This window comes from Streptosporangium sp. NPDC020145 (genome assembly GCF_040631275.1).
Taxonomy (GTDB): domain Bacteria; phylum Actinomycetota; class Actinomycetes; order Streptosporangiales; family Streptosporangiaceae; genus Streptosporangium.
In genome coordinates, this window is the sequence record NZ_JBEXZT010000002.1 from 485328 (window position 1) to 503490 (window position 18163).

The following is an 18163-nucleotide window of genomic DNA, read 5'->3' on the forward strand; positions in this document are numbered from 1 at the left end:
CCGTCCCAAGGGCTTGCGCGCCCCGAATACGGGACAGGAGAATTTCACCCGGCATCCGGGGGACCGCCTTCCGCGTGAAACACCCCACGATCCGCAGGACCATGGAGAACATCGCCCACCCCGGCGGATGCGGGCCAACAAACCACCACAAGAAGGACGGCAGACCCCTCGTACGGCACCACACATATCGCCATATCCGGCCAGCCGATAAGAACGGCGGGAAATCACCCGGCAGCCTGACCCGCATTCCTTTACGAATTGCACACGGTGCATTACCGTCGCCCCAAAGCGAGACAGAGGCGGAGGCCCCCGGTCGATCCGCCTTTCCGATCACCATTCGAGAGACGGGGGCCGACCCCCACCGGCCGCCTGGAGTTGATCAGAGTGCGCCCGACCGAAACCGCCGGTGTCCCCTTCCCCTGGCACGCGCGCATCAGGGACGCCGGAACCGGCCGGATTCTGGGCGCCGGCATGCTCGTCGGCACCCGGCACGTGCTGACCTGCGCCCACGTCGCCGGTGACGGGCAGGCCCCGCCGGAGACCGAGGTCGTCGTCGAGTTCACCACCCGCCCCGGGGCGACGACCACCGGCCGGGTCGAACCGGACCACTGGATTCCCGAGGGAAAGGCGGGCGAGGGCGACCTCGCCCTGCTCCGGCTGGCCGAGGACCAGCCGGAGGGCTGCGGCGCCTCCCTGCGCAGGCAGGCGACCCCGCTGGGGACCCAGGTCCACGCGCTCGGCTTCCCCCACGACCACCCCGACGGCCTGTGGGCCTCCATGCGGCTGGCGGGCAGTTGCGGCCCGCGCGGCGAGTGGGTGCAGCTCAACGACTGGCGTCCCGGCGAGCCCCGGCAGGGGTTCAGCGGCGCGGCCGTCCTCAACGAGCTCAACGACCACGTGATGGGCGTGGTCGTCGGCGGGCGCAGGGGCGGCCCGGCGAACCTCGCCTACATGATCCCGGTGGAGACCGTCGCGCGTTACCTGCCGCGGACCAGACGGTGGGTGCACGGGCCGGGCGCGGTCGATCCGGAGACGGCCGTCGACTACGACCCACTGGTCCCCGACGTCGCGCTCGCCCAGCGGATGACCGACTGGCTGCGCGCGCCGAGCGCCGTACGCGTGATCACCGGCGGCGGCCCGGGGCAGTCGCGGACGCTGCGCAGCGTCATCGTCTCCTCCGACCGGGAGCACCGCCCGCCCGACGGGGTGCTGGTCTCCGCGCCCCCGGGGACCGTCTCCCCCGCCGCCAGCCTCGACCTTGCCGTCGACGCCTCGGGGAAGACCGTGGAGGCGATCTCCCTGCGCATCCTCGACCGGCTCGGCATCCCCGGCCCGCCCGGCGCCGCGGCCGGGCGGGTGCGTGACGGTGTCCCGTCCATGACCATCGTCGTGTACGGCATCGACGAGGCCGACGACCCGGTCTCCCTCGTGGAGACCCTGCTGCGGCCGCTCGCCGAGCAGCGGTCCCGACTGCTGCTGGTGTTCGGGCGTGACGCCTCCCCGGCCCTCGACCAGGCGCGCTCCCTTGAGTCGGAGGCGGCCCGCGCCGAGCGTGCTCACGTCCTGCGGCTTCTCGGCGAGCTGGCCGACCTGGTCGCCAAGCTCGGGGCCGCCGAGCGACGCGCCGTCGAGCACTGGCGGGAGGTCGCCCCGCGTGTCGCGGGCGTGCCCGACCCGCCCGACCTCGTCGCCGCGTTCCGGCTCCGCCTGCTGCGGCATCCGGACTCGGCGCCCGAGGAGCACTGGACCGCCCGCGAACTCCAGGAACTCCTGCGCCGCGAGGGCCGCGCGGCGGCGCGGATCGAGGAGTACGGCCGGAGCCTGCGGGAGGCCCTGGGCCGCAGGGACGAGCTGCGCGGCCGGTTGGAGACCGGCAAGGCCCTGGCGGCGGGCGCGGGCCTGGCCGAGGACATCGAGCTCGGCCGCCTCTACGACGAGGCCCACGAACTGCTGTGGGACCGGCGGCCCTGCGATGTCGACCGGGCGGGCACCCTGGTCAGGCACTACGAGACGGCCGTCAGGCGCCTGCGCGCGACCGGCAGGGCGGGCGGGGGCGGATGACCCCCTGCGCGCGCCCCGGCTGCACGGGGGTCGTCGACGAGACCGGCTACTGCGACGCCCGGGGGCACAGGAACGACCCGCCGCCCGCCGAGGCCACCGGGGCCACCGGGGCCGCCGGCGTCATTGGGGCCGCTGAGGAACCGGCCAGGTCCCACGGCACCTCCGGTACGGTCCCGCTGCCCGTGCTTCCCGCGACCGACCCGCTCAGCCGTGTCGACCCCGCCCCCCGCCCGCCCGAGCACGGACGGCCCTGCGCGCGTCCCGGCTGCGCGGGGGTCGTCGGAGGCGGCTACCTCGGACAGCCGCCGCTCTTCGAGGGGGTCTGCTCGCTCTGCCGTACCCCCTACTCCTTCAGGCCGAAGCTGCTGCCCGGTGAGATGGTCGACCGCTACCGGGTGCTCGGCTGCCTGGCCCACGGCGGTCTCGGCTGGGTCTACCTCGCCTGGGACACCGGGCTGGAGCTGCACGTCGCGCTCAAGGGGCTGATCGGCGACGGCGACGAACACGCCAGGCGGGTGGCCGTACGGGAACGGCAGATCCTCACCGTCCTGCACCACCCCAACATCGTCCGCATCCTCAACTTCGTCACCCACCCCGACCCGCGCTCGAAAACTCCGGTCGACGCGGCGACCGACTACATCGTCATGGAGTACGTGGACGGGCGGTCCCTGCACGAGGTCGCCGCCACCGGTGACCTGCCCGTCGAGCAGGTGATCTCCTACGGTCTGGGCATCCTGTCGGCCTTCGAGTACCTGCACGGCTTCGCCGACGCGGGCTCGGGGCGCCGTGGCCTGCTGTACTGCGACATGAAACCCGACAACGTCCTGCACACCGGAGACCGGGTCAAGCTGATCGACCTCGGCGCGGCCCGCTGGATCGGCGACCGGACCTCCCCCCTCGTCCACACCCGCGACTTCCAGGTCTCCCAGGAGGAGATCGACGAGCACTGGCTGACCGTACGGTCCGACCTCCACACGGTCGGCCGCACCCTGGAGTCCCTGCTCCCCGGAGGCTGGCAGGCCGAGGACGCCCCCGGCGCCGAGTCGTTCCTTCGGCTGCTGCGCCGCGCGACCGCCCCGTTCCCCGAGCGGTTCTCCTCGGCGGCGGAGATGGCCGAGCAACTGCGCGGTGTGCTGCGGGAGATCCTCTCCCTGCGTGACGGCCTTCCCCGTCCCGAGCCGTCCACGGTCTTCACCCCGACCGCCGCGCTGCTCGACGCCGGGCTCGGGGCGGTGCCGCCGCTCGACCACTGGATCGGGCCCGCGGGCCGTACGGCGTTGCTGGACCCCGGCAGGCCCGCGCCCTCCGTTGGCGCCGTCCGGCTGCCCACGCCCCGGGTGAACCCCGACGACCCCGAGGCGGGTCACCTGGCGAACGTGAGCGTCGACGACCCCCGGCGGCTCGTCGACACGCTCGGCGCCCTGCGGCGGGAGTCGGCCGAGGCGTACCTGCTCATGTGCCGTGCCCACCTCGAACTGGCCGAGATCGACGAGGCCGGGCGGTGCCTGGAGAGGGCCGGGACGGTCCTCGGCGAGGGCGCGCCGTACGACTGGCGGACGGCCTGGCACCACGGGCTCCTCGCCCTCGCCGAGGGGCGGGCCGACCTGGCGCTGGAGCGGTTCGACGCCGTCTACACGGCGTTGCCCGGGGAGGACGCGCCCAAGCTGGCCCTGGGCTTCTGCGCCGAGCACCTCGGGGAGCCGGACCGGGCCGCGCGGCACTACCGGGCGGTGTGGCACCGTGACCGCTCCCAGGTGAGCGCGGCCTTCGGGCTGGCCCGCATCCACCTGGCCGAGGGCGCCAGGGGCGAGGCCGTACGGATCCTCGACCAGGTGCCCCGCGTCTCACGGCACTTCGACGCGGCCAGGATCGCCGCGGTGCGCATCCACGCGGGACGGCTGCCCGGCGGACCGGGCGCGGGCGCGCGCCTGCCGACGGCTGCGGACCTGGGCGAGGTGATCGACCGGCTGCCCGACCTGTACCTGGACGGCGGCGACCGGGACGGCGACGCCCGCGCCCGGTTGCGGGCCGCGCTGCAGGAGGCGGCGCTTGAGTGGGTGCTGGAGGGCGGGGGACGGCGGGCCGTACCCGGCGCGACCGGAACCAGGCCCGGGAGCACGACCGGCGGCGGGACCGGGGTCTCCCGGGGGTACGGCCCCCCGGTCCTGGCCGACCCGGTCGGTGAGGCGGCCCAGCGCGCACTCCTTGAGGAGTCCCTGCGCAGGCTCGCCCAGCAGGCGGACGACGCCCGGCGGCACAACGCGCTGATCGACCTCGCCAACACGGTCCGCCCGAGAACACGGCGGTGACCCGGCGATGACCCGGCGACGATCCGGCGATGAGGAGGAACAGGAACGGATGAGCGCACGCCCCGCCTTCACCCTCGAAGTGGGCCAGAACAAGTACCTGCGGGCCACGGCCGGCGAGATGCACGCCATGCTCACGATCGGCGCGCACGGCCTGGACGGGCTCGCCCCCACGGTGGCCGAGGTCATCCTCGTGGACACCTCGGGCTCCATGGGCAGGCCGGGCACGAAGATCGGCGCGGCCAGGCGGGCGAGCGCGGCGGCGATCGACACGCTGCGCGACGGCGCGTTCTTCGCCGTCGTCTCCGGCAACCACGAGGCCGCGATGGTCTACCCGCCCGCCCCCGGGCTGGCCGTGGCGACGCCGGAGGTCAGAGCCGAGGCGAAGGCCGCGGTGCGGCGGCTCACCGAACGCGGCGGCACGGCGATGAGCACCTGGCTGCGGCTCGCCCGGCGCGTCCTCGCCACCCGGCCCGCCGTGATCAGGCACGCGATCCTGCTGACCGACGGCCGCAACGAGAGCGAGCCGGGGGAACGGCTCGACGCGGAACTCGACGCCTGCGCGGGACTCTTCTCCTGCGACGCCCGCGGCATCGGGGACGGCTGGGCGTCACAGGAGCTGCTGCGCGTCGTCACCGGGCTCAACGGCACGGCCGACGCCGTACGCGAGGACGCCGACCTGGTGGCCGACTTCCGGGAGATGACGCGTTCCGCGATGCGCAGGGGTGTCCCCGACCTGCGCGTCAGGCTGAGGCTGCTGCCCGGTGCCGAGGTCCGCTACGTCAAACAGGTCTTCCCCGTCGAGGCCGACCTCACCGGGCGGCTCGTACGGACCGACGGGACGGTGGAGTTCGGGACGGGGCCGTGGGGTGAGGAGAGCAGGGAGTACTTCGTCCGCATAGACGTCGATCCGACCGGCCGTGACAGGGGCGAGGACCTGCGGCTGGCCCGGGTGGACCTGGCGGCGGCCGAGGGGGCCTCCGGAGAGGTCGAACTGCCCGCCGTGGGGACGCCGATCCTCGTGCACTGGACCGACGAGCCCGCGCTGTCCTCCCGGGTCGACCCGAAGGTCGGCCACCACACCCGGCACCTGGCGCTCAGGGAGGCGATCGACGCGGGCCGCCTGGCCTACGAGTCCGGCGACAGGGCCGAGGCCGAGCGGGCGTGGGGCCTGGCCGTACGGCTCGCGACGGAACTCGGCAACGACAGGAACCTGCGGTGGCTGTCCCACCTGGTCCACGTCGTGGACGCCTCCCGGGGGCTGGTGCGGCTGAGGGAGCGGATCGACCCCAGGGACATGAAGGGGTCACAGCTCAGCTCGTGGCACTCGACGCTGAGCCCCGGTGCCCGTTCCCGGCGGCTCGGTGAGGAGCCCGAGGAACGGCTGGTGGCCGCGCGGCGGCGGTGCCCGAACTGCTCACGTGTGCCACGGGCGGACTCCCTGTTCTGCGAACAGTGCGGTCTCCCCCTGCAGGATTTATCCGATTTATCGGATAAATCGGAGGCTCCCGACGAGCTGCCCCCGGAGGACCGGTGAGCACCACGCGCAGGACCCTGTGGCGCCTCCGGGCCGTGCTGACGGTCGCCGTCGCCGCGCTGTTCGTCACCTCCTTCTGGCTGTTCCAGGGCGTGCACCAGACCGCGGACTCAAGGGCGATCTCCGCGATCCTGGAGATATCGAGCGTCCGGCAGGCGCTGGCCACCGCCGACCGGGCCGCCGTCGAGACCTTCCTCGGCACCTCGGAACCCGGCACCCCGGGGCCGGGCGCCTCAGGGGCGCGCGCCCCGGAACCGGGCACCGCAGAGGCGGGTGTTTCGGGGTCGGGCGTTCCATCGCCGGGAGGGGCCACGCTCACCCTGCCCGCCGAGCAGGAGTACCGCGAGCAGATCCAGACCGCCGGTCTCAACCTCGCCCAGGCGGCCAGGGACGACGTCGCCGACGACGTGCCGGGCAGGAGCGACGACCTGCAACTCGCCCAGGGGATGCTGGCCGTCTACACCACCCTCGTCGAGCAGGCCGGGGAGCACTACCGGCGCGGGGACGGCACCGTCGGCGCGACCTACCTCTGGGGCGCCTCCCGCCTCATGCACCATGACAGGCAGGGCATCCTCAAGACGCTCGACGACGCCCAGGAACGGCAGTGGACATGGCTGCGCGCGCAGTTCCCGTCCACCTGGGCGATGCGGACGGCCACGGTCTGCTGGGGCCTCTGCCTCCTGACGACGCTGGCCCTGCTCTGCGGGACGCAGGTCTTCCTGCGGCGGCGCTTCCGCCGGGACCTGAACCCCCGGCTGCTCACGGCCACCGCGCTCGTGCTCGTCCTGGCGGCGGCGACCTCACCGGCCTACTTCTCCGGGGCCGATCTCGACGAGGCGGGCACGATGACGCGGAGGGTGGCCGAGGCCAGGAAGGCCGGGGTCGAGGCGGAGCACGACTACGGCGACGAACGGCTGGCGCGACTGCTGGACCCCGTCTGCGGCACGCCGGGCACGTGCGGCCCCACGGTCGCCAAGGAACTGCGTGTACGGAGCGACGTCCCCCCACCACCGGTCCCGAGGGAGGCGGCCGAGATCAGAGAGGTCAACGTCCGGATGCGGGACGCCACGGAGTACGCGGGCCTGGTCTTCCTCATCCCGCTGCTCTCCGCCGCCGCCGGGGCGCTGATCTGGGGTGGCATCCACCCACGCCTCAACGAGTACAGGTACCGGCCACGATGAGACGAAGAACGCTCCACAGGGTCACCACGAGGATCGTCGCCGGGCTGGCGCTGCTGGGCGCCACGGTGTGCGCCACGGCGTGCGCGCCGCTGCCCGGAGGCCGTACCGTCTCGGTGCTCGCGACCTGGACCGGCACCGAGGCCGAGCACTTCGGGAAGGTCCTTGCCGCCTTCGAGGACAGAACCGGCATCCACGTCGAGTACACCGGGACCCGCGCGATCGACGAGACGCTCCGCTCCGACCTGCGGGGCGGGACACCCCCGGACATCGCGATCCTGCCCAGCACCGGTGACCTGGCGCAGTACGCCCACAGCGGCGACCTCCTCCCCCTGGACGGGGTGGTCTCCCGGCAGGACCAGTACGGGCGGCCGTGGCTGCTGCGGCTGAACCGGAAGGTGTACGCCGTGCCGTTCAAGGTCAACCTCAAGAGCCTCGTCTGGTACGACCGGTCGCGCTGGCGGCCCTCCCCCCAGGAGATGCGGGACCCGCTCTCCCTGCGGACCGGGGGCCGGGCACGGAGCGTCTGGTGCCTGGGGATGCAGGCCCTGCGTTCGGCGGGCTGGCCGGGGACCGACTGGATCGAGGACATCCTGCTGCACCAGGTCGGTCCCGAGAAGTACCGAAAGTGGGCCTCGGGGACGCTGGCGTGGACCTCCGACGAGGTACGGCAGGCATGGGAGACGTGGGGGAGGATCCTGGACGCCTCCGGCCTCGACCGGCAGGGCCGCAGGGTCGCGCTGCTGACCGATTTCAGTGAGGCCGGGCTCGGGCTGTTCGGCGACCCGCCCGGCTGTCTCCTCGAACACCAGGCGTCCTTCGTCATCGTCACCTACCCGTCGGGCCGCGACGTCGACTTCTTCCCCTTCCCGTCCCTCCCCTCCGGGAAAGGCGGCGCCGTTCGCCGGTCGGTGGTGGTCTCCGCCGACTTCGCCGGGATGTTCAACGCGACCCCGCAGGCAAAGGAGCTGATGAGGTTCCTCGCCGGTGACGAGGCCCAGCGGATCTGGCCCGCCATCCCGGCCGGTGCCGCCTTCTCGGCGAACCTGGGAGTGCCCCCCGACGTCCATTCCGTCAAGGATCCGGTGGGCAGGAAGGTCGCGGACACCCTCGACGGGGCGGCCATGGTGTGCCTGGACGCCTCCGACCTGATGCCGCCCGCCCTGCGCGACGCCTTCGGCGACGCCGTCATCGAGTATCTGAGCGCCCCGGAACGGCTGCCCGACCTGCTCACCGAACTCGACCGGGTCCAGGACCGTGTCAAGAACAGGTGGCGGCCGAACGAGCAGGAGCGGAAGGACCTGCTGTCGTTCTCCTGCCCCGGCCCCCTCAACCGGCCCGGCCGGCCCATCCGGCCCGCGAAACCGAACGGAGTCACCCCATGACAGAACTGGTGCGTTTCGACATCGACGGTGAGGAGGGCTCGGTGCTCGTCGAACTCGACCCGGCCCCCGGCTTCGAACGTCTCTCCCGCAGGGACGGCGGCCTCGCCCAGGCGAAGGTCTCCTTCGAGGGCGCCCTGGCCGGGGTGCGCGACGCGGCCTCCAGCGCCCTGAAGCAGTTCCAGGCCATGGCCGTACCACCGGACGAGGTCGAGTTGCAGTTCGGCGTCAGGCTGAGCGCGGAGGCCGGGGCGGTGATCGCCAAGACCGGCGCGGAGGGCCACTTCGAGGTGCGGGTCAAGTGGCAGCGCGAACCCCGCCTGAGAATCCTCTCCGACCCCTCCTGACCTCCCACCGGTGTCCCGGGCGACGGCCACACGGCCGCCCGGGGCGCCCGTCCCCCCGGCGGTGGCGCGCCGACCGCCGCCACCCGGGCCCTGCGGACATCCGCGAGCGGTTCGTTCAAGACCGGGCCGCGGCGCGCGGACGAGACTGCCGGGCATGAGCGAGAACACCTTCACCCCCGCCCTCGGTCGTTTCGCCCCCACCCGGTTCTACGACCATGTGGTCGCGCTGACGCGTGAACGCCTGTGGCGGGCGCTGGCCGCCATGTACGTGGCGCCGCGCCCCGACGACGTGATCGTCGACGTGGGATGCGGCACCGGCTCGCTGGCGGTGACGCTGGCCCGCGTCGAGCCGAGGGCGCGGATCATCGGCCTCGACCCCGACTCCGACGTGCTGGCCACGGCCAGGCGCAAGGCCGCCGCCTCCGGTGTGACGGTGCGCTGGCAGACCGGCATGGGCGACGAACTGGCCGGCCTGCTGGGGGCCGCCTCGGTGGACACCGTCGTGTCCAGCCTCGTGCTCCACCAGTGCCCGGTGCCGGTGAAGCGGGCGGTGCTCGCGTCGATGGCCACGGCGCTGCGGCCGGGCGGGAGGCTGGTGATCGCCGACTACGGGCTGCAGCGAACGAAGCTGATGCGGCTGGCGTTCCTGACCGTCCAGTTCGCCGACGGCAGGCAGGACACCCAGCCCAACGCCGACGGCGCGCTCCCCGGTCTCATGTCGGCCGCCGGGTTCCGCGACGTGCACGAGGCCGAGGTCGTCTCCACGGCCACCGGCTCGATCTCGATCTACGTCGCGCGCAAGGGCTGACCGCGCAGCAGCGACAGTACGGCCACGGGCGTGAGGCCCGTCATCTCGCGCATCCGGCGGGTGAGGTGCGCCTGGTCGGCGAAGCCCGCCGCGAACGCCGCCTCGGCCGGGGAACGTCCCGCCTGCAACGCCTCAGCCGCCAGACGCAACCGAGCCCACACCCGCCAGCGGGTCAGCGGCATGCCCACCTGGTGCCGTGCCAGGGCGCGCAACCGCTGGGGGGAGAGCCCAACCGTCGCGGCCAGCACGGGCATGGGAACGTTTCCGTCCCACAGCGTGTCCAGCGCCTCGACCAGCCGGGGGTCGAGTTCACCCGACGGGCGGGCGCCCGCCCTGCCGATGTCCTCCGCGCGCAGGCCGCGCAGTTCGGGAGCGGGGGTCACACCGTCCCCGTGGCGTTCACGCAGCCGGTCGGCGAACACGCAGTGCGGCTCGACGTAGAAGACGACGAGATCCGTCGCGGCGAGCATGCGGTGCCGTTCCATCGGCGGCACGACCAGCGTCACGGCCCGGTGGTGGATGTCCGAGGCGTCCACGATGGAGACCTCGCCCCGGACCGCGACGGCGATCTGGAAGGCGGCGTGCCGGTGGAAGGAGCCGTCCGGTGTCGGGCCCTGGTACACCGCGTACCCCTCGCCGACGGAGAACCGGGGCGTCGGCCCCTCCTGAGGGTTCATCCCTTCGATTCTGCCCGGTACGACTTCCTTGCGCCGACCGGGATTCGTCAGGATATCCTGACGAACATGACGTTCATGAGCCCCGACATCCCCGGTCACGAGGGCTTCGCCGCCCCGGTGCTGCCCAACGGCGAACCGGCCTCCTCCTCAAGCGCCTTCGTCAAGGAGTTCGTCGGTTACCAGGCCGCCTGCTCGTGTGGATGGGCCGACCAGCGCCGGTTCCCGCCCACGCGGGAGGGGGCGAAGGAGACGGAGTACCGGTGGTGGAGCAGGCACGCCGCCCCGCTGATCGCCGCCGCCCCGCCCAGCGAACTGGTGGTCAAGTCGAACCTCCTGTACGAGCGGATCGCGCGACTCGCCGCGGAACGCCCGCTGGCCGCCCTGACGCTGCTGTCCCAGGTGGAGGGCTGGCAGCGCGTCCTGCTCGACCAGGCCGTCGCCGGGGCCCGGGAGTCCGGCGCGTCCTGGGCGCAGGTCGGAGAGGCGATGGGGATCTCCAAGCAGAGCGCGCACGAGCGGTTCAGGACACGCGTGAACATGTGACACCGGGGACCCGGTCCACTGATCCTCCGAAGGGAGGAAACGGTCCGTACCTCCGTCTGGTGATCGCTCGCCGGAAATAGGCGATCATCAAGACATGCGTAAGGCATTTGCCCTCTTATTAGGGCTCACGATCCCCTTATCCACCTTCACCCCGGTTTCCGCGGACACCACACGGACCCCCGCCCCCAGCGCCGCGATCTCCTGGGCCCCCTGCCCCGAGGATTCGGGCGCGGAGTGCGGGACGCTCGCCGTACCGGTCGACTGGAGGCGTCCGGCGGCCGGGACGTTCAACGTGGGCGTCGCCCGCCGCAAGGCCACCGACCCTGCCGCCAGGATCGGCACGCTCGTGGTGGCCGCGGGCGGCCCCGGAGGGTCGGGGGTTGACCTCGTCCTCGCGAGCCCGCAGATCCTCACCCCGGAGACCCTGCGCCGCTTCGACGTCGTCAGTCTCGACCCGCGCGGCACGAACCGCAGCAACCCGGTGGTCTGCTCGACGGAGCTGCTGCAGCAGGCCCCCGACCCGATCGTGAAGAGCCAGGCCGAGTTCGACAGGGCCGTGGCCTACAGCAGGCGGCTGCGCGCCGACTGCCGGGCCCGCACCGGCCCGGTGTTCGACCACGTCGACTCGCTCAGCGCCGCGGCCGACCTCGACGCGTTCCGCGCGGCGCTGGGCGAGGAGAAGCTGTCCTTCTGGGGCATCTCCTACGGCACCCTCCTCGGCCAGCAGTACGCCGAGCGCTACCCCCGGCGGGTCCGGGCCTTCGTGCTCGACAGCGTCATCGACCACAGCGTCGACACCCGGACCTTCATGGACACCGGGACCTGGGGCGCGCAGGACGCCTTCAACGAGTTCGTGGCCTGGTGCGAGCGTGACGAGGCCTGCCTCCAGCACGACGGGAACGTCAGAACCCTCTGGAAGGGGCTGATGGCCCGGGCCGACCGCGGCGAACTCAGTGTCCCCGGTCAGCCCGGCGCCCTGCTGACGCCCTTCGTCCTCAGCTGGACCGCGCTGGACTACTTCTACAGCGCCGACACCTGGCGTCCGTTCTCCGAACTGCTGGCCGCCCTCGACACCGGCCAGGCCACCGCCGGGCAGCTGCCCACGCCCCTGGCCGCCAAGAGCGCCCAGGACGTCAGCCCCAACCCCTTCCAGATCTTCTGTGAGGACTACCGGCTGCCCGTCCGCGACTTCCGCGAGTACGACAGGCACCTGCGCAGGCTTGGCAGGATCGCGCCCGACATGCGCTACAGCTTCCTCGCGGTCTTCCCGGTCTTCACGTGCCTGGGAGAGCCGAGTTCGATCCCCAACCCGCAGCACGAGCTGAGGGTCCGTACGGACACGCCGCTTCTGGTCGCCAACTCGCTGCACGACCCGGCCACCGTCTACCCGTGGGCCGTGAGCACGACCCGCCAGCTCGGCCGCTCCGGGCGCCTGCTCACCTACGAGGGCTGGGGGCACATCGTCTACGGCCGTGGACCGTGCGCCACGGGCGCCATCGACTCCTACCTGATCTCGCGGACCCTCCCCGCCCGAGGAGCCCGCTGCCCGGCCGTCCCGCCGAACACCGGGACCGACAACCTCCGCAAGCTCGTCTCCCCGCTTCCCCACATGCCCGGCTGGACCTCTCCCCTGTAGTCCCCGGTTCGCGCGCGTCGGCCGGAAAGACGCTCCTGACGACGCGCTCTGATGGTGGCTCCTGGCGGGAATGAGGACCGGGTTCCCGCACCGGTCCTCACTCCCGCCCTCCTGCCGGCCTCGGTTCCTGACGTCCGGAGTCGCTCCGCCGTCAGGCGGGGCAGACGACGTCCGGTACGCCTCGTGGCAGGTTGCGGCGCTCGTCCTCGCTGAGGTCACGTCCAAGGACGCCGCACAGGTGGGACTTCCACAGTTCAGGATCGAGCCGGAACAGCTCCACAGATCCTCGGGCCGTGTACTCCGTGGGCTTACGGTTCCTCAGCAGGACCCTGCCGTTGTCGGAAGCCTCCATGAAGTCCTGCTTGCCGGCGAAGTTGTAGGAGGTCACCTCGACGTCACCGGAGCCGGTCATCCTCATGAGGCGTACGGAACTTCCGTTGGCCAGAAAGAATCCCGGACTCTCCGATCCGTCGTTCTCCATGATCCCCACCTGCCATTTCTCTGCTTCCATGGGTCCGAACGGGCCCAGTATCTTCCGTGCTCGCCGACGGTCCTGTACCGACCACAACTCGACCATGAGGCCTCGGGTCAGCACGATGGCATAGCGACCACTGGGCTCGATCGCCGCGGTGATCAGATCGGGCCCCAGGCTGATCCGCAGATCCGGGTTCTCCACGTGGGTCGCCAGACGGACGGCCCGCAGAGTGTGATCATGGGCGTTCGTGATCTTTATGTATCCCGGCTCGTAGTACGGACCCACCGAGAGCTCCCTGAGGTCGGCTCCGCCGAGAAAACCGTAAATGTCGAACGGGTCGGACAGAGGCCGACCATTACGGGCGTTCCAGTGTTCGATCACGCTTCCGGAGACCGTCACCAGTTCCTCGTCTGTGAAGAAGAAGGAGGTCACCCGGAGTCGTTTCCCGTTCTTGCCGGCGGGGGGCATACGGGCGGTGAGCTCGGCCACTCTGCGCAGGTGCGGAAGCTCATAGACCGTGACCCTGTTCTGGTCGGTCACATCGGCCACCAATGTCCCAGCGCGGTTTATGGTCAACAGCAGTCCCGGGTCAGGGGGCGTGGCGGGAATGTGAACCTCGGAGAGTGTTCTTTCCTGCCCTCCGGTCTCCTTGATCACCAGTCGATCAGCGGTCCCGGCGCCGTTCTCCCCGACACGGACCAGCATGGTGCGCCCCTGGTCGAGCAGCAGCGGCGGGCTGAACACCTGCAGCCCATCGTCGGCGAACATCCGCCAGCCGATCATGCTGATCTTGTCTCGACGAACCACTACGGGGGCGTCCGGCGTACCGAGCAGGGGACCCGCCCTGTCTCCGAGGGCGAGGACAGGACCTTCGAGCCGTTGTGGCGAGGTACCCGGCCGTGCGCTGAGAAGCGTCCACCTCCCTTCTCCCTCATTGACCGCGACGCGTTCGCCCGTCCGGTCGACGGCGAGCCCCTGGCATGAGCTGTAGTCAGCGGACGGAACATAACGCGTCATCCTGTGCCCGTCAGACACGCGAAGGATCTGGTAGACGGCCTTCTTCGCGCTGGAGGGCTTCCTGCACAGGGCCAGGACCCTCCCGTCAGCCGACACCTCGGCCTCTGTCAGATCCGTCTCCGACATGCCCCGGCCGTTCTCCAGTTCCCGTACGGAGCCGCTGCGGAGATCGATGGACACCGGGGAGTTCCCGTCGCCCAGTCGTACGGCCACGAGCGTGTTCTCGTCCGGGCCGAACCACACCTGCCGCAGTTCGGGCAGTCGCCCCGGCAGTTGCCTGAGCCGCTGTGTCGCCAGGTCCCACACCTGCAGCCGCCCATCGGAGATCACCGTGGCGATCCGGTCGGCGTTTGGCGAGAAGTCGATGACCTTGTAGGAACCGGAGATTCCTCCCATGACGTACCTCTGCGGAGCGGTGCCGTACAGCCGGTGCGCCGGTCCCAGGACAATGTCGTGCGCCGTGTGGCGCACCTCGTGCCAGATCGTCGTGCCGGTCCCCTCCAGCACATAGGCAATGCGCCGACCGTCCCTGCTGACCAGCGGAAAGGTCGCGTACCCTGCCAGATCGAAATGCTTGCGCAGAATCCTTCCGCCGGCTTGGCGGAGGAACAACGTCGCACGGCCGAGCTCGGAGGAAGCCAGCGTCACCATGCCGTCGGCGCTCATCCCGGCGGCACGGATCGGCCCCTGGACTCCGGTCAGCATCCAGACGGCGTCCTTGAGTTGGTCATATCGCTGCAACAACGCGTTACGCGCCTCCTGCGTCGGCGCGATCTCGTAGGCGGCGGCAGCTGCCAGGGTCGCCAGTCCCGGGTCCTCCTTGGCCATCTCCGCCGTGAAGCTCGCCAGCGCCCGTGACCTGTTCTCGTCCGCCCGCTCCGCGCTGACCAGCATCTGATCGACGAGAAAGGTGGCCAGGCCCACGATCAGCGCGAACACCATGGTCAGCGCGGTCCGCACGGCATGGGTTCGCCGCTGCGACATCCGGCTCCGCCGCCGGGCCAGTGCCAGGAACTCGCGTTGTTCCTTGGTCAGCTCACCCTCACGCCCGCCCAGCCACTGATCGATGACCTCCAACTGTTCTCTGTCCGGCAGCAGGTTCGCCGACCGTCCGCCGTGCTGCCAGCGCCGTAGGTCATGGGCCAGCTCCGCCTGCCCGGTCAGGAGCTTTCCGTCCGCCTCCACCTGCTGCCGCAGCTCAGGCCAGGCTGTGATCAGCGCCTCATGGGCCAGCTCCGCGCTCTCCGGTTCCCCCTCACCGCCGTACAGCACCAGCAGCCGCCGCTCGGCGAAAGCCTTGGCTAGCTCCCACTGCGTCTCGTCCACCTCGTCCCGGGTGAGCCTGCGACGCAGCAGGATCTGGCTGTCGGGCAGCATCCGCACCAGTTTGGTGAGCAGCCGTCGCGCCGCCTTTTCCTGCTCCGGCTTGCCGTCGACCTGGTCCGCCCAGGCCCGTTCGGCGTGGTGTCCCAGCGCGCCGGACACACCCTGCATCTCCTCGTAGGCCGCGTCCCGCAGGTAACCGCCGTTCCGCTGCTCCCACAGCTTCTGCAGGACGAACCCCAGCAGTGGAAGAACGCCCGGCTCGCCACCTGTGTCGTCCAGAATGCGCCGGGCCAGCCCAGGTTCGTATTCCACGGCCGCGAGCCGCTCGACGGGCTTGGCGATCACCTCCTCCAACTGCCCGGAGGACATGGGGGCCAGCGGTACCGTCGCCCCGCCGAGCAGGGCGGGCCCCAGCCGTGGGTGTTTCAGAACCGCATCCATCAGGTCAGAGCGCAACGTGGTCAGGACACGCACTCCAGCGGTCGGCCGCTGCGGGAACAACAGGTCGACGAGCTCGTCGACCTCGGCCTGGGGACGGTTCAGGAGCGCCTCTGCCTGGTCAAGAACGACGAGAAGACCACCGGAAGCCGTACCACGGGCGCGGTGGAGCGTGTCCGCAAGCCCCTTGTCCGCGAGCCATGTCTCGACCTGGTCGGCGCTCCGCGCGCGCACGGGGCCGTACCGCCCGGACCTGGCGGCCTCGTACAGCTCGGTGGCCAGCGCCGACCGCACGGAGGAGATTTCCCCGGCGTTGAACGCCAGGACCTCGTGTCCGTCCTCCCGTATCCGGGGCGCCACACCGGCCAGGGCCAACGAAGACTTGCCGCACCCCGAAGGTCCGTAAACCGTCACGGTGCGCGCTCCGCGCAGAGCCTTGACGATGTTGCCGATGTCCTCCTGTCTCCCGAAGAAGAAGTCCGCGTCACCTTCTCCGTACGGCTCCAGCCCTCTGAAGGGAGAAGGCGGGTCGATGACGGGACCGAGTTCGGGGACCTCCCGCACGATGGTCCTGGTACGCAGTGCGTAGGCCTGCTGGGCGTCGCCCACCGGCTGCGCGGCGACCAGCAGACCGACCACCGCACCCAGCGCGTCGTCCCAGACGGGACTGCCGCTGAAACCGGGCCTGACGTGGGCGACCTGCCCGCTGGACCTCGACAGCTGCACCCATCCCTCGCCCGTGGCACCGCTGAGCCTGCCCTCGAACCAGATCCCACCCGGCGCGTCCCTGGGAAACCCCACCACGCGCACCTGACCACCCCGCACGTTGTCGGGATCGGCCATGGGAAGCGGACGGGCGCCGGGTACGGGCTCCGGCAGCCGGAGAACGGCGATGTCCCCGGTTCTCTCGGCCCTGATCGGTACCCAGTTTTCGACCTGGGCCGACCACACAGGACGAGCGTCGTCGCCGGGTGGGAGCGCGCGTAGCGAGAACTCGACCGTGACTGGAGTTCCCTCAGCCACAGCCTCATCACGAGGCCTTTCCAACGCGTCCGAAACCACGTGAGCGCAGGTCAGCACCAGATCCGGAGCGATGAGAAAGCCCGCCCCGCCCCCGACACCGTCCCGTCCTCTGATCTGGACGACCGCCATGGCCATGGCTTCGTCCGGACTGCTCGACCACGCCCGTACGGCTTCCGCCATCGGACCTCCTCCGCGCCTCAGGCCGGACGTCGGCCGCTCGCCGCGCCTTCACGTAGGCTCCCGAGAAATCGGCTGCGATCGCCGCACTCGCGATGACGACGTTCGCTTCGGGGACGGCGAGACACCGAAATCAAGAGGGAGTGTGATTCGCCAAACTGATCAGCGGTGATCAGCAGGATCGAGACGTCCGGAGGCGTCCGATTCCGCTCAGCCGGTTCTCAGTCGATTGTGCTGTTGACAGGTGGTGCGCACGATCCACGTCACCTCAGGCTGTCTTCACACCTTGCTCCAGCCTTCGGACTCCGAAATCATAAACACGGTCTGGGCAGCGGATCTCGCGGTTCGTCAAACCGCAACCGAATCCACGATAAAAGCGGGAATCTCATACGGCCAGACCCGCGAAAAAAGCGTGGGAACCACAGAGGGGCGGAGATCTCTCACCCCGCGATCCAGCCGAAACCCGCGGTGTTGGCCTCGCCGAGGCCCCAGCTCCAGATCGCCTGGAGGGTCTCCGGCGGGCCGGTCAGTTCCACCTCGACCGGCGCGCCGGACTTGCCGCCCCGCACCTGGCCCGTCGAGCCGACGGAGAAGGAACGCCTGGCGCCGACCCAGGTGATCCGGGTCAGCGAAACCTCCGGGTCCAGGCCCAGCGTCTCGGCCTTGCGCCGCAGGTTGCGCTGGAAGCACGTCGGGAACTCCCGGTCGGCCGGCAGCAGCCACGCCTGACGGGTGACGCGCTCACCCTGTTCGTCCTTCCCCGCGCCCTTCACCACCACCGGGGTGAGCGTCCTGAAGAGGGCACGACCCGAGGTGAACGCCGGGGGCTCGACCAGGGTGGCGTTCAGGATGCGGAAGGCCGCCCCGCCCCAGTCCAGCAGCTCCCGCCGTTTGATCCCCTGGGCCATCGCGGTCATCGCCTCGAAGAGGGGGCTGCCCAGCTCCACGTGTCCCCGTCCGCCGACGGCGTACCTGCCCCTGACCCGCGCGGCCCTGGGAAAGACCGGCGCGCCGTGCCCCAGCGGAACCATGCCGTACGGCCCGGCCCCCCGCGCGTGCAGGAGCCGCCCGAGATCGGGGACCTCACGTGTCAGCAGGTCGTAGAGCAGGGAACGACCAGGGGACAGCACCTTCGTCCACGCGAGTTCGGTGGCCCCCGTGGTGACCTCGATCCGCAACCGCATCGTTTCCTCCTGCCTGTTCCGCCTTCACCCCCTACAGATGGACGACGC

The 18163-nt window shown here is 71.1% G+C and carries 12 protein-coding genes; 9 read left to right on the plus strand and 3 right to left on the minus strand.

The features are described 5' to 3' along the window. Window positions 1–384: 384 nt before the first annotated feature. The 7 genes from ABZ463_RS04810 to ABZ463_RS04840 all read left to right on the plus strand — a co-directional run bounded on the left by ABZ463_RS04810 (window position 385) and on the right by ABZ463_RS04840 (window position 9619). Window positions 385–2061 carry a trypsin-like peptidase domain-containing protein gene (locus tag ABZ463_RS04810; RefSeq protein ID WP_352015507.1) on the plus strand — a complete coding sequence of 559 codons (1677 nt, stop codon included), beginning with the start codon at window positions 385–387 and terminating at the stop codon, window positions 2059–2061. Next, window positions 2058–4370 (plus strand): tetratricopeptide repeat protein, encoded by a 2313-nt coding sequence (locus ABZ463_RS04815; RefSeq protein ID WP_362773031.1) that lies wholly within the window; start codon window positions 2058–2060, stop codon window positions 4368–4370. Before ABZ463_RS04810 ends, ABZ463_RS04815 begins: the two co-directional genes overlap by 4 nt. A gap of 49 nt (window positions 4371–4419) precedes the next feature. Beyond that, window positions 4420–5904 carry a VWA domain-containing protein gene (locus ABZ463_RS04820; RefSeq protein WP_362773034.1) on the plus strand — a complete coding sequence of 495 codons (1485 nt, stop codon included), beginning with the start codon at window positions 4420–4422 and terminating at the stop codon, window positions 5902–5904. Next, a complete protein-coding gene (locus ABZ463_RS04825; RefSeq protein WP_362773037.1) occupies window positions 5901–7085 on the plus strand; it encodes a hypothetical protein in 1185 nt (394 codons plus the stop codon). The genes ABZ463_RS04820 and ABZ463_RS04825 overlap by 4 nt, the downstream gene beginning before the upstream one ends. Further along, on the plus strand, window positions 7082–8467 hold the full coding sequence (locus ABZ463_RS04830) for an ABC transporter substrate-binding protein (RefSeq protein ID WP_362773040.1): 1386 nt from the start codon (window positions 7082–7084) through the stop codon (window positions 8465–8467). The genes ABZ463_RS04825 and ABZ463_RS04830 overlap by 4 nt, the downstream gene beginning before the upstream one ends. Continuing rightward, window positions 8464–8811 carry a CU044_2847 family protein gene (locus ABZ463_RS04835; protein ID WP_352015512.1) on the plus strand — a complete coding sequence of 116 codons (348 nt, stop codon included), beginning with the start codon at window positions 8464–8466 and terminating at the stop codon, window positions 8809–8811. The genes ABZ463_RS04830 and ABZ463_RS04835 overlap by 4 nt, the downstream gene beginning before the upstream one ends. Before the next feature lie 154 nt (window positions 8812–8965). After that, complete coding sequence (locus tag ABZ463_RS04840; protein ID WP_352015513.1) at window positions 8966–9619, plus strand: class I SAM-dependent methyltransferase; 654 nt, start codon at window positions 8966–8968, stop codon at window positions 9617–9619. On the opposite strand, the gene ABZ463_RS04845 is transcribed toward ABZ463_RS04840, so the two are convergent. Beyond that, window positions 9598–10296 carry a helix-turn-helix domain-containing protein gene (locus tag ABZ463_RS04845; RefSeq protein ID WP_362773045.1) on the minus strand — a complete coding sequence of 233 codons (699 nt, stop codon included), beginning with the start codon at window positions 10294–10296 and terminating at the stop codon, window positions 9598–9600. The two genes, ABZ463_RS04840 and ABZ463_RS04845, sit on opposite strands and share 22 nt — an antisense overlap. Window positions 10297–10362: 66 nt before the next feature. On the opposite strand from ABZ463_RS04845, the gene ABZ463_RS04850 reads away from it, so the two are divergent. Together ABZ463_RS04850 and ABZ463_RS04855 are read left to right on the plus strand one after the other, a co-directional pair. After that, window positions 10363–10839 (plus strand): hypothetical protein, encoded by a 477-nt coding sequence (locus ABZ463_RS04850; protein ID WP_352015515.1) that lies wholly within the window; start codon window positions 10363–10365, stop codon window positions 10837–10839. Window positions 10840–10933: 94 nt separating this feature from the next. After that, window positions 10934–12475 carry an alpha/beta hydrolase gene (locus ABZ463_RS04855; RefSeq protein ID WP_362773049.1) on the plus strand — a complete coding sequence of 514 codons (1542 nt, stop codon included), beginning with the start codon at window positions 10934–10936 and terminating at the stop codon, window positions 12473–12475. A gap of 151 nt (window positions 12476–12626) precedes the next feature. On the opposite strand, the gene ABZ463_RS04860 is transcribed toward ABZ463_RS04855, so the two are convergent. Further along, window positions 12627–16934, minus strand: a complete 4308-nt coding sequence (locus ABZ463_RS04860) for a trypsin-like peptidase domain-containing protein (protein ID WP_362773052.1) — start codon at window positions 16932–16934, stop codon at window positions 12627–12629. A 437-nt stretch (window positions 16935–17371) separates the two neighbouring features. Beyond that, complete coding sequence (locus ABZ463_RS04865; RefSeq protein ID WP_362773055.1) at window positions 17372–18115, minus strand: CRISPR-associated endoribonuclease Cas6; 744 nt, start codon at window positions 18113–18115, stop codon at window positions 17372–17374. Window positions 18116–18163: the final 48 nt, after the last annotated feature.

What these genes read in the sequence shown, in the direction of transcription:
- ABZ463_RS04815 (WP_362773031.1), top strand. Translation starts at nt 2,058, where the DNA reads ATGACCCCCTGCGCGCGCCCCGGCTGCACGGGGGTCGTCGACGAGACC.
- ABZ463_RS04820 (WP_362773034.1), top strand. Translation starts at nt 4,420, where the DNA reads ATGAGCGCACGCCCCGCCTTCACCCTCGAAGTGGGCCAGAACAAGTAC.
- ABZ463_RS04830 (WP_362773040.1), top strand. Translation starts at nt 7,082, where the DNA reads ATGAGACGAAGAACGCTCCACAGGGTCACCACGAGGATCGTCGCCGGG.
- ABZ463_RS04835 (WP_352015512.1), top strand. Translation starts at nt 8,464, where the DNA reads ATGACAGAACTGGTGCGTTTCGACATCGACGGTGAGGAGGGCTCGGTG.
- ABZ463_RS04840 (WP_352015513.1), top strand. Translation starts at nt 8,966, where the DNA reads ATGAGCGAGAACACCTTCACCCCCGCCCTCGGTCGTTTCGCCCCCACC.
- ABZ463_RS04845 (WP_362773045.1), bottom strand. Translation starts at nt 10,296, where the DNA reads ATGAACCCTCAGGAGGGGCCGACGCCCCGGTTCTCCGTCGGCGAGGGG.
- ABZ463_RS04850 (WP_352015515.1), top strand. Translation starts at nt 10,363, where the DNA reads ATGACGTTCATGAGCCCCGACATCCCCGGTCACGAGGGCTTCGCCGCC.
- ABZ463_RS04855 (WP_362773049.1), top strand. Translation starts at nt 10,934, where the DNA reads ATGCGTAAGGCATTTGCCCTCTTATTAGGGCTCACGATCCCCTTATCC.
- ABZ463_RS04860 (WP_362773052.1), bottom strand. Translation starts at nt 16,934, where the DNA reads ATGGCGGAAGCCGTACGGGCGTGGTCGAGCAGTCCGGACGAAGCCATG.
- ABZ463_RS04865 (WP_362773055.1), bottom strand. Translation starts at nt 18,115, where the DNA reads ATGCGGTTGCGGATCGAGGTCACCACGGGGGCCACCGAACTCGCGTGG.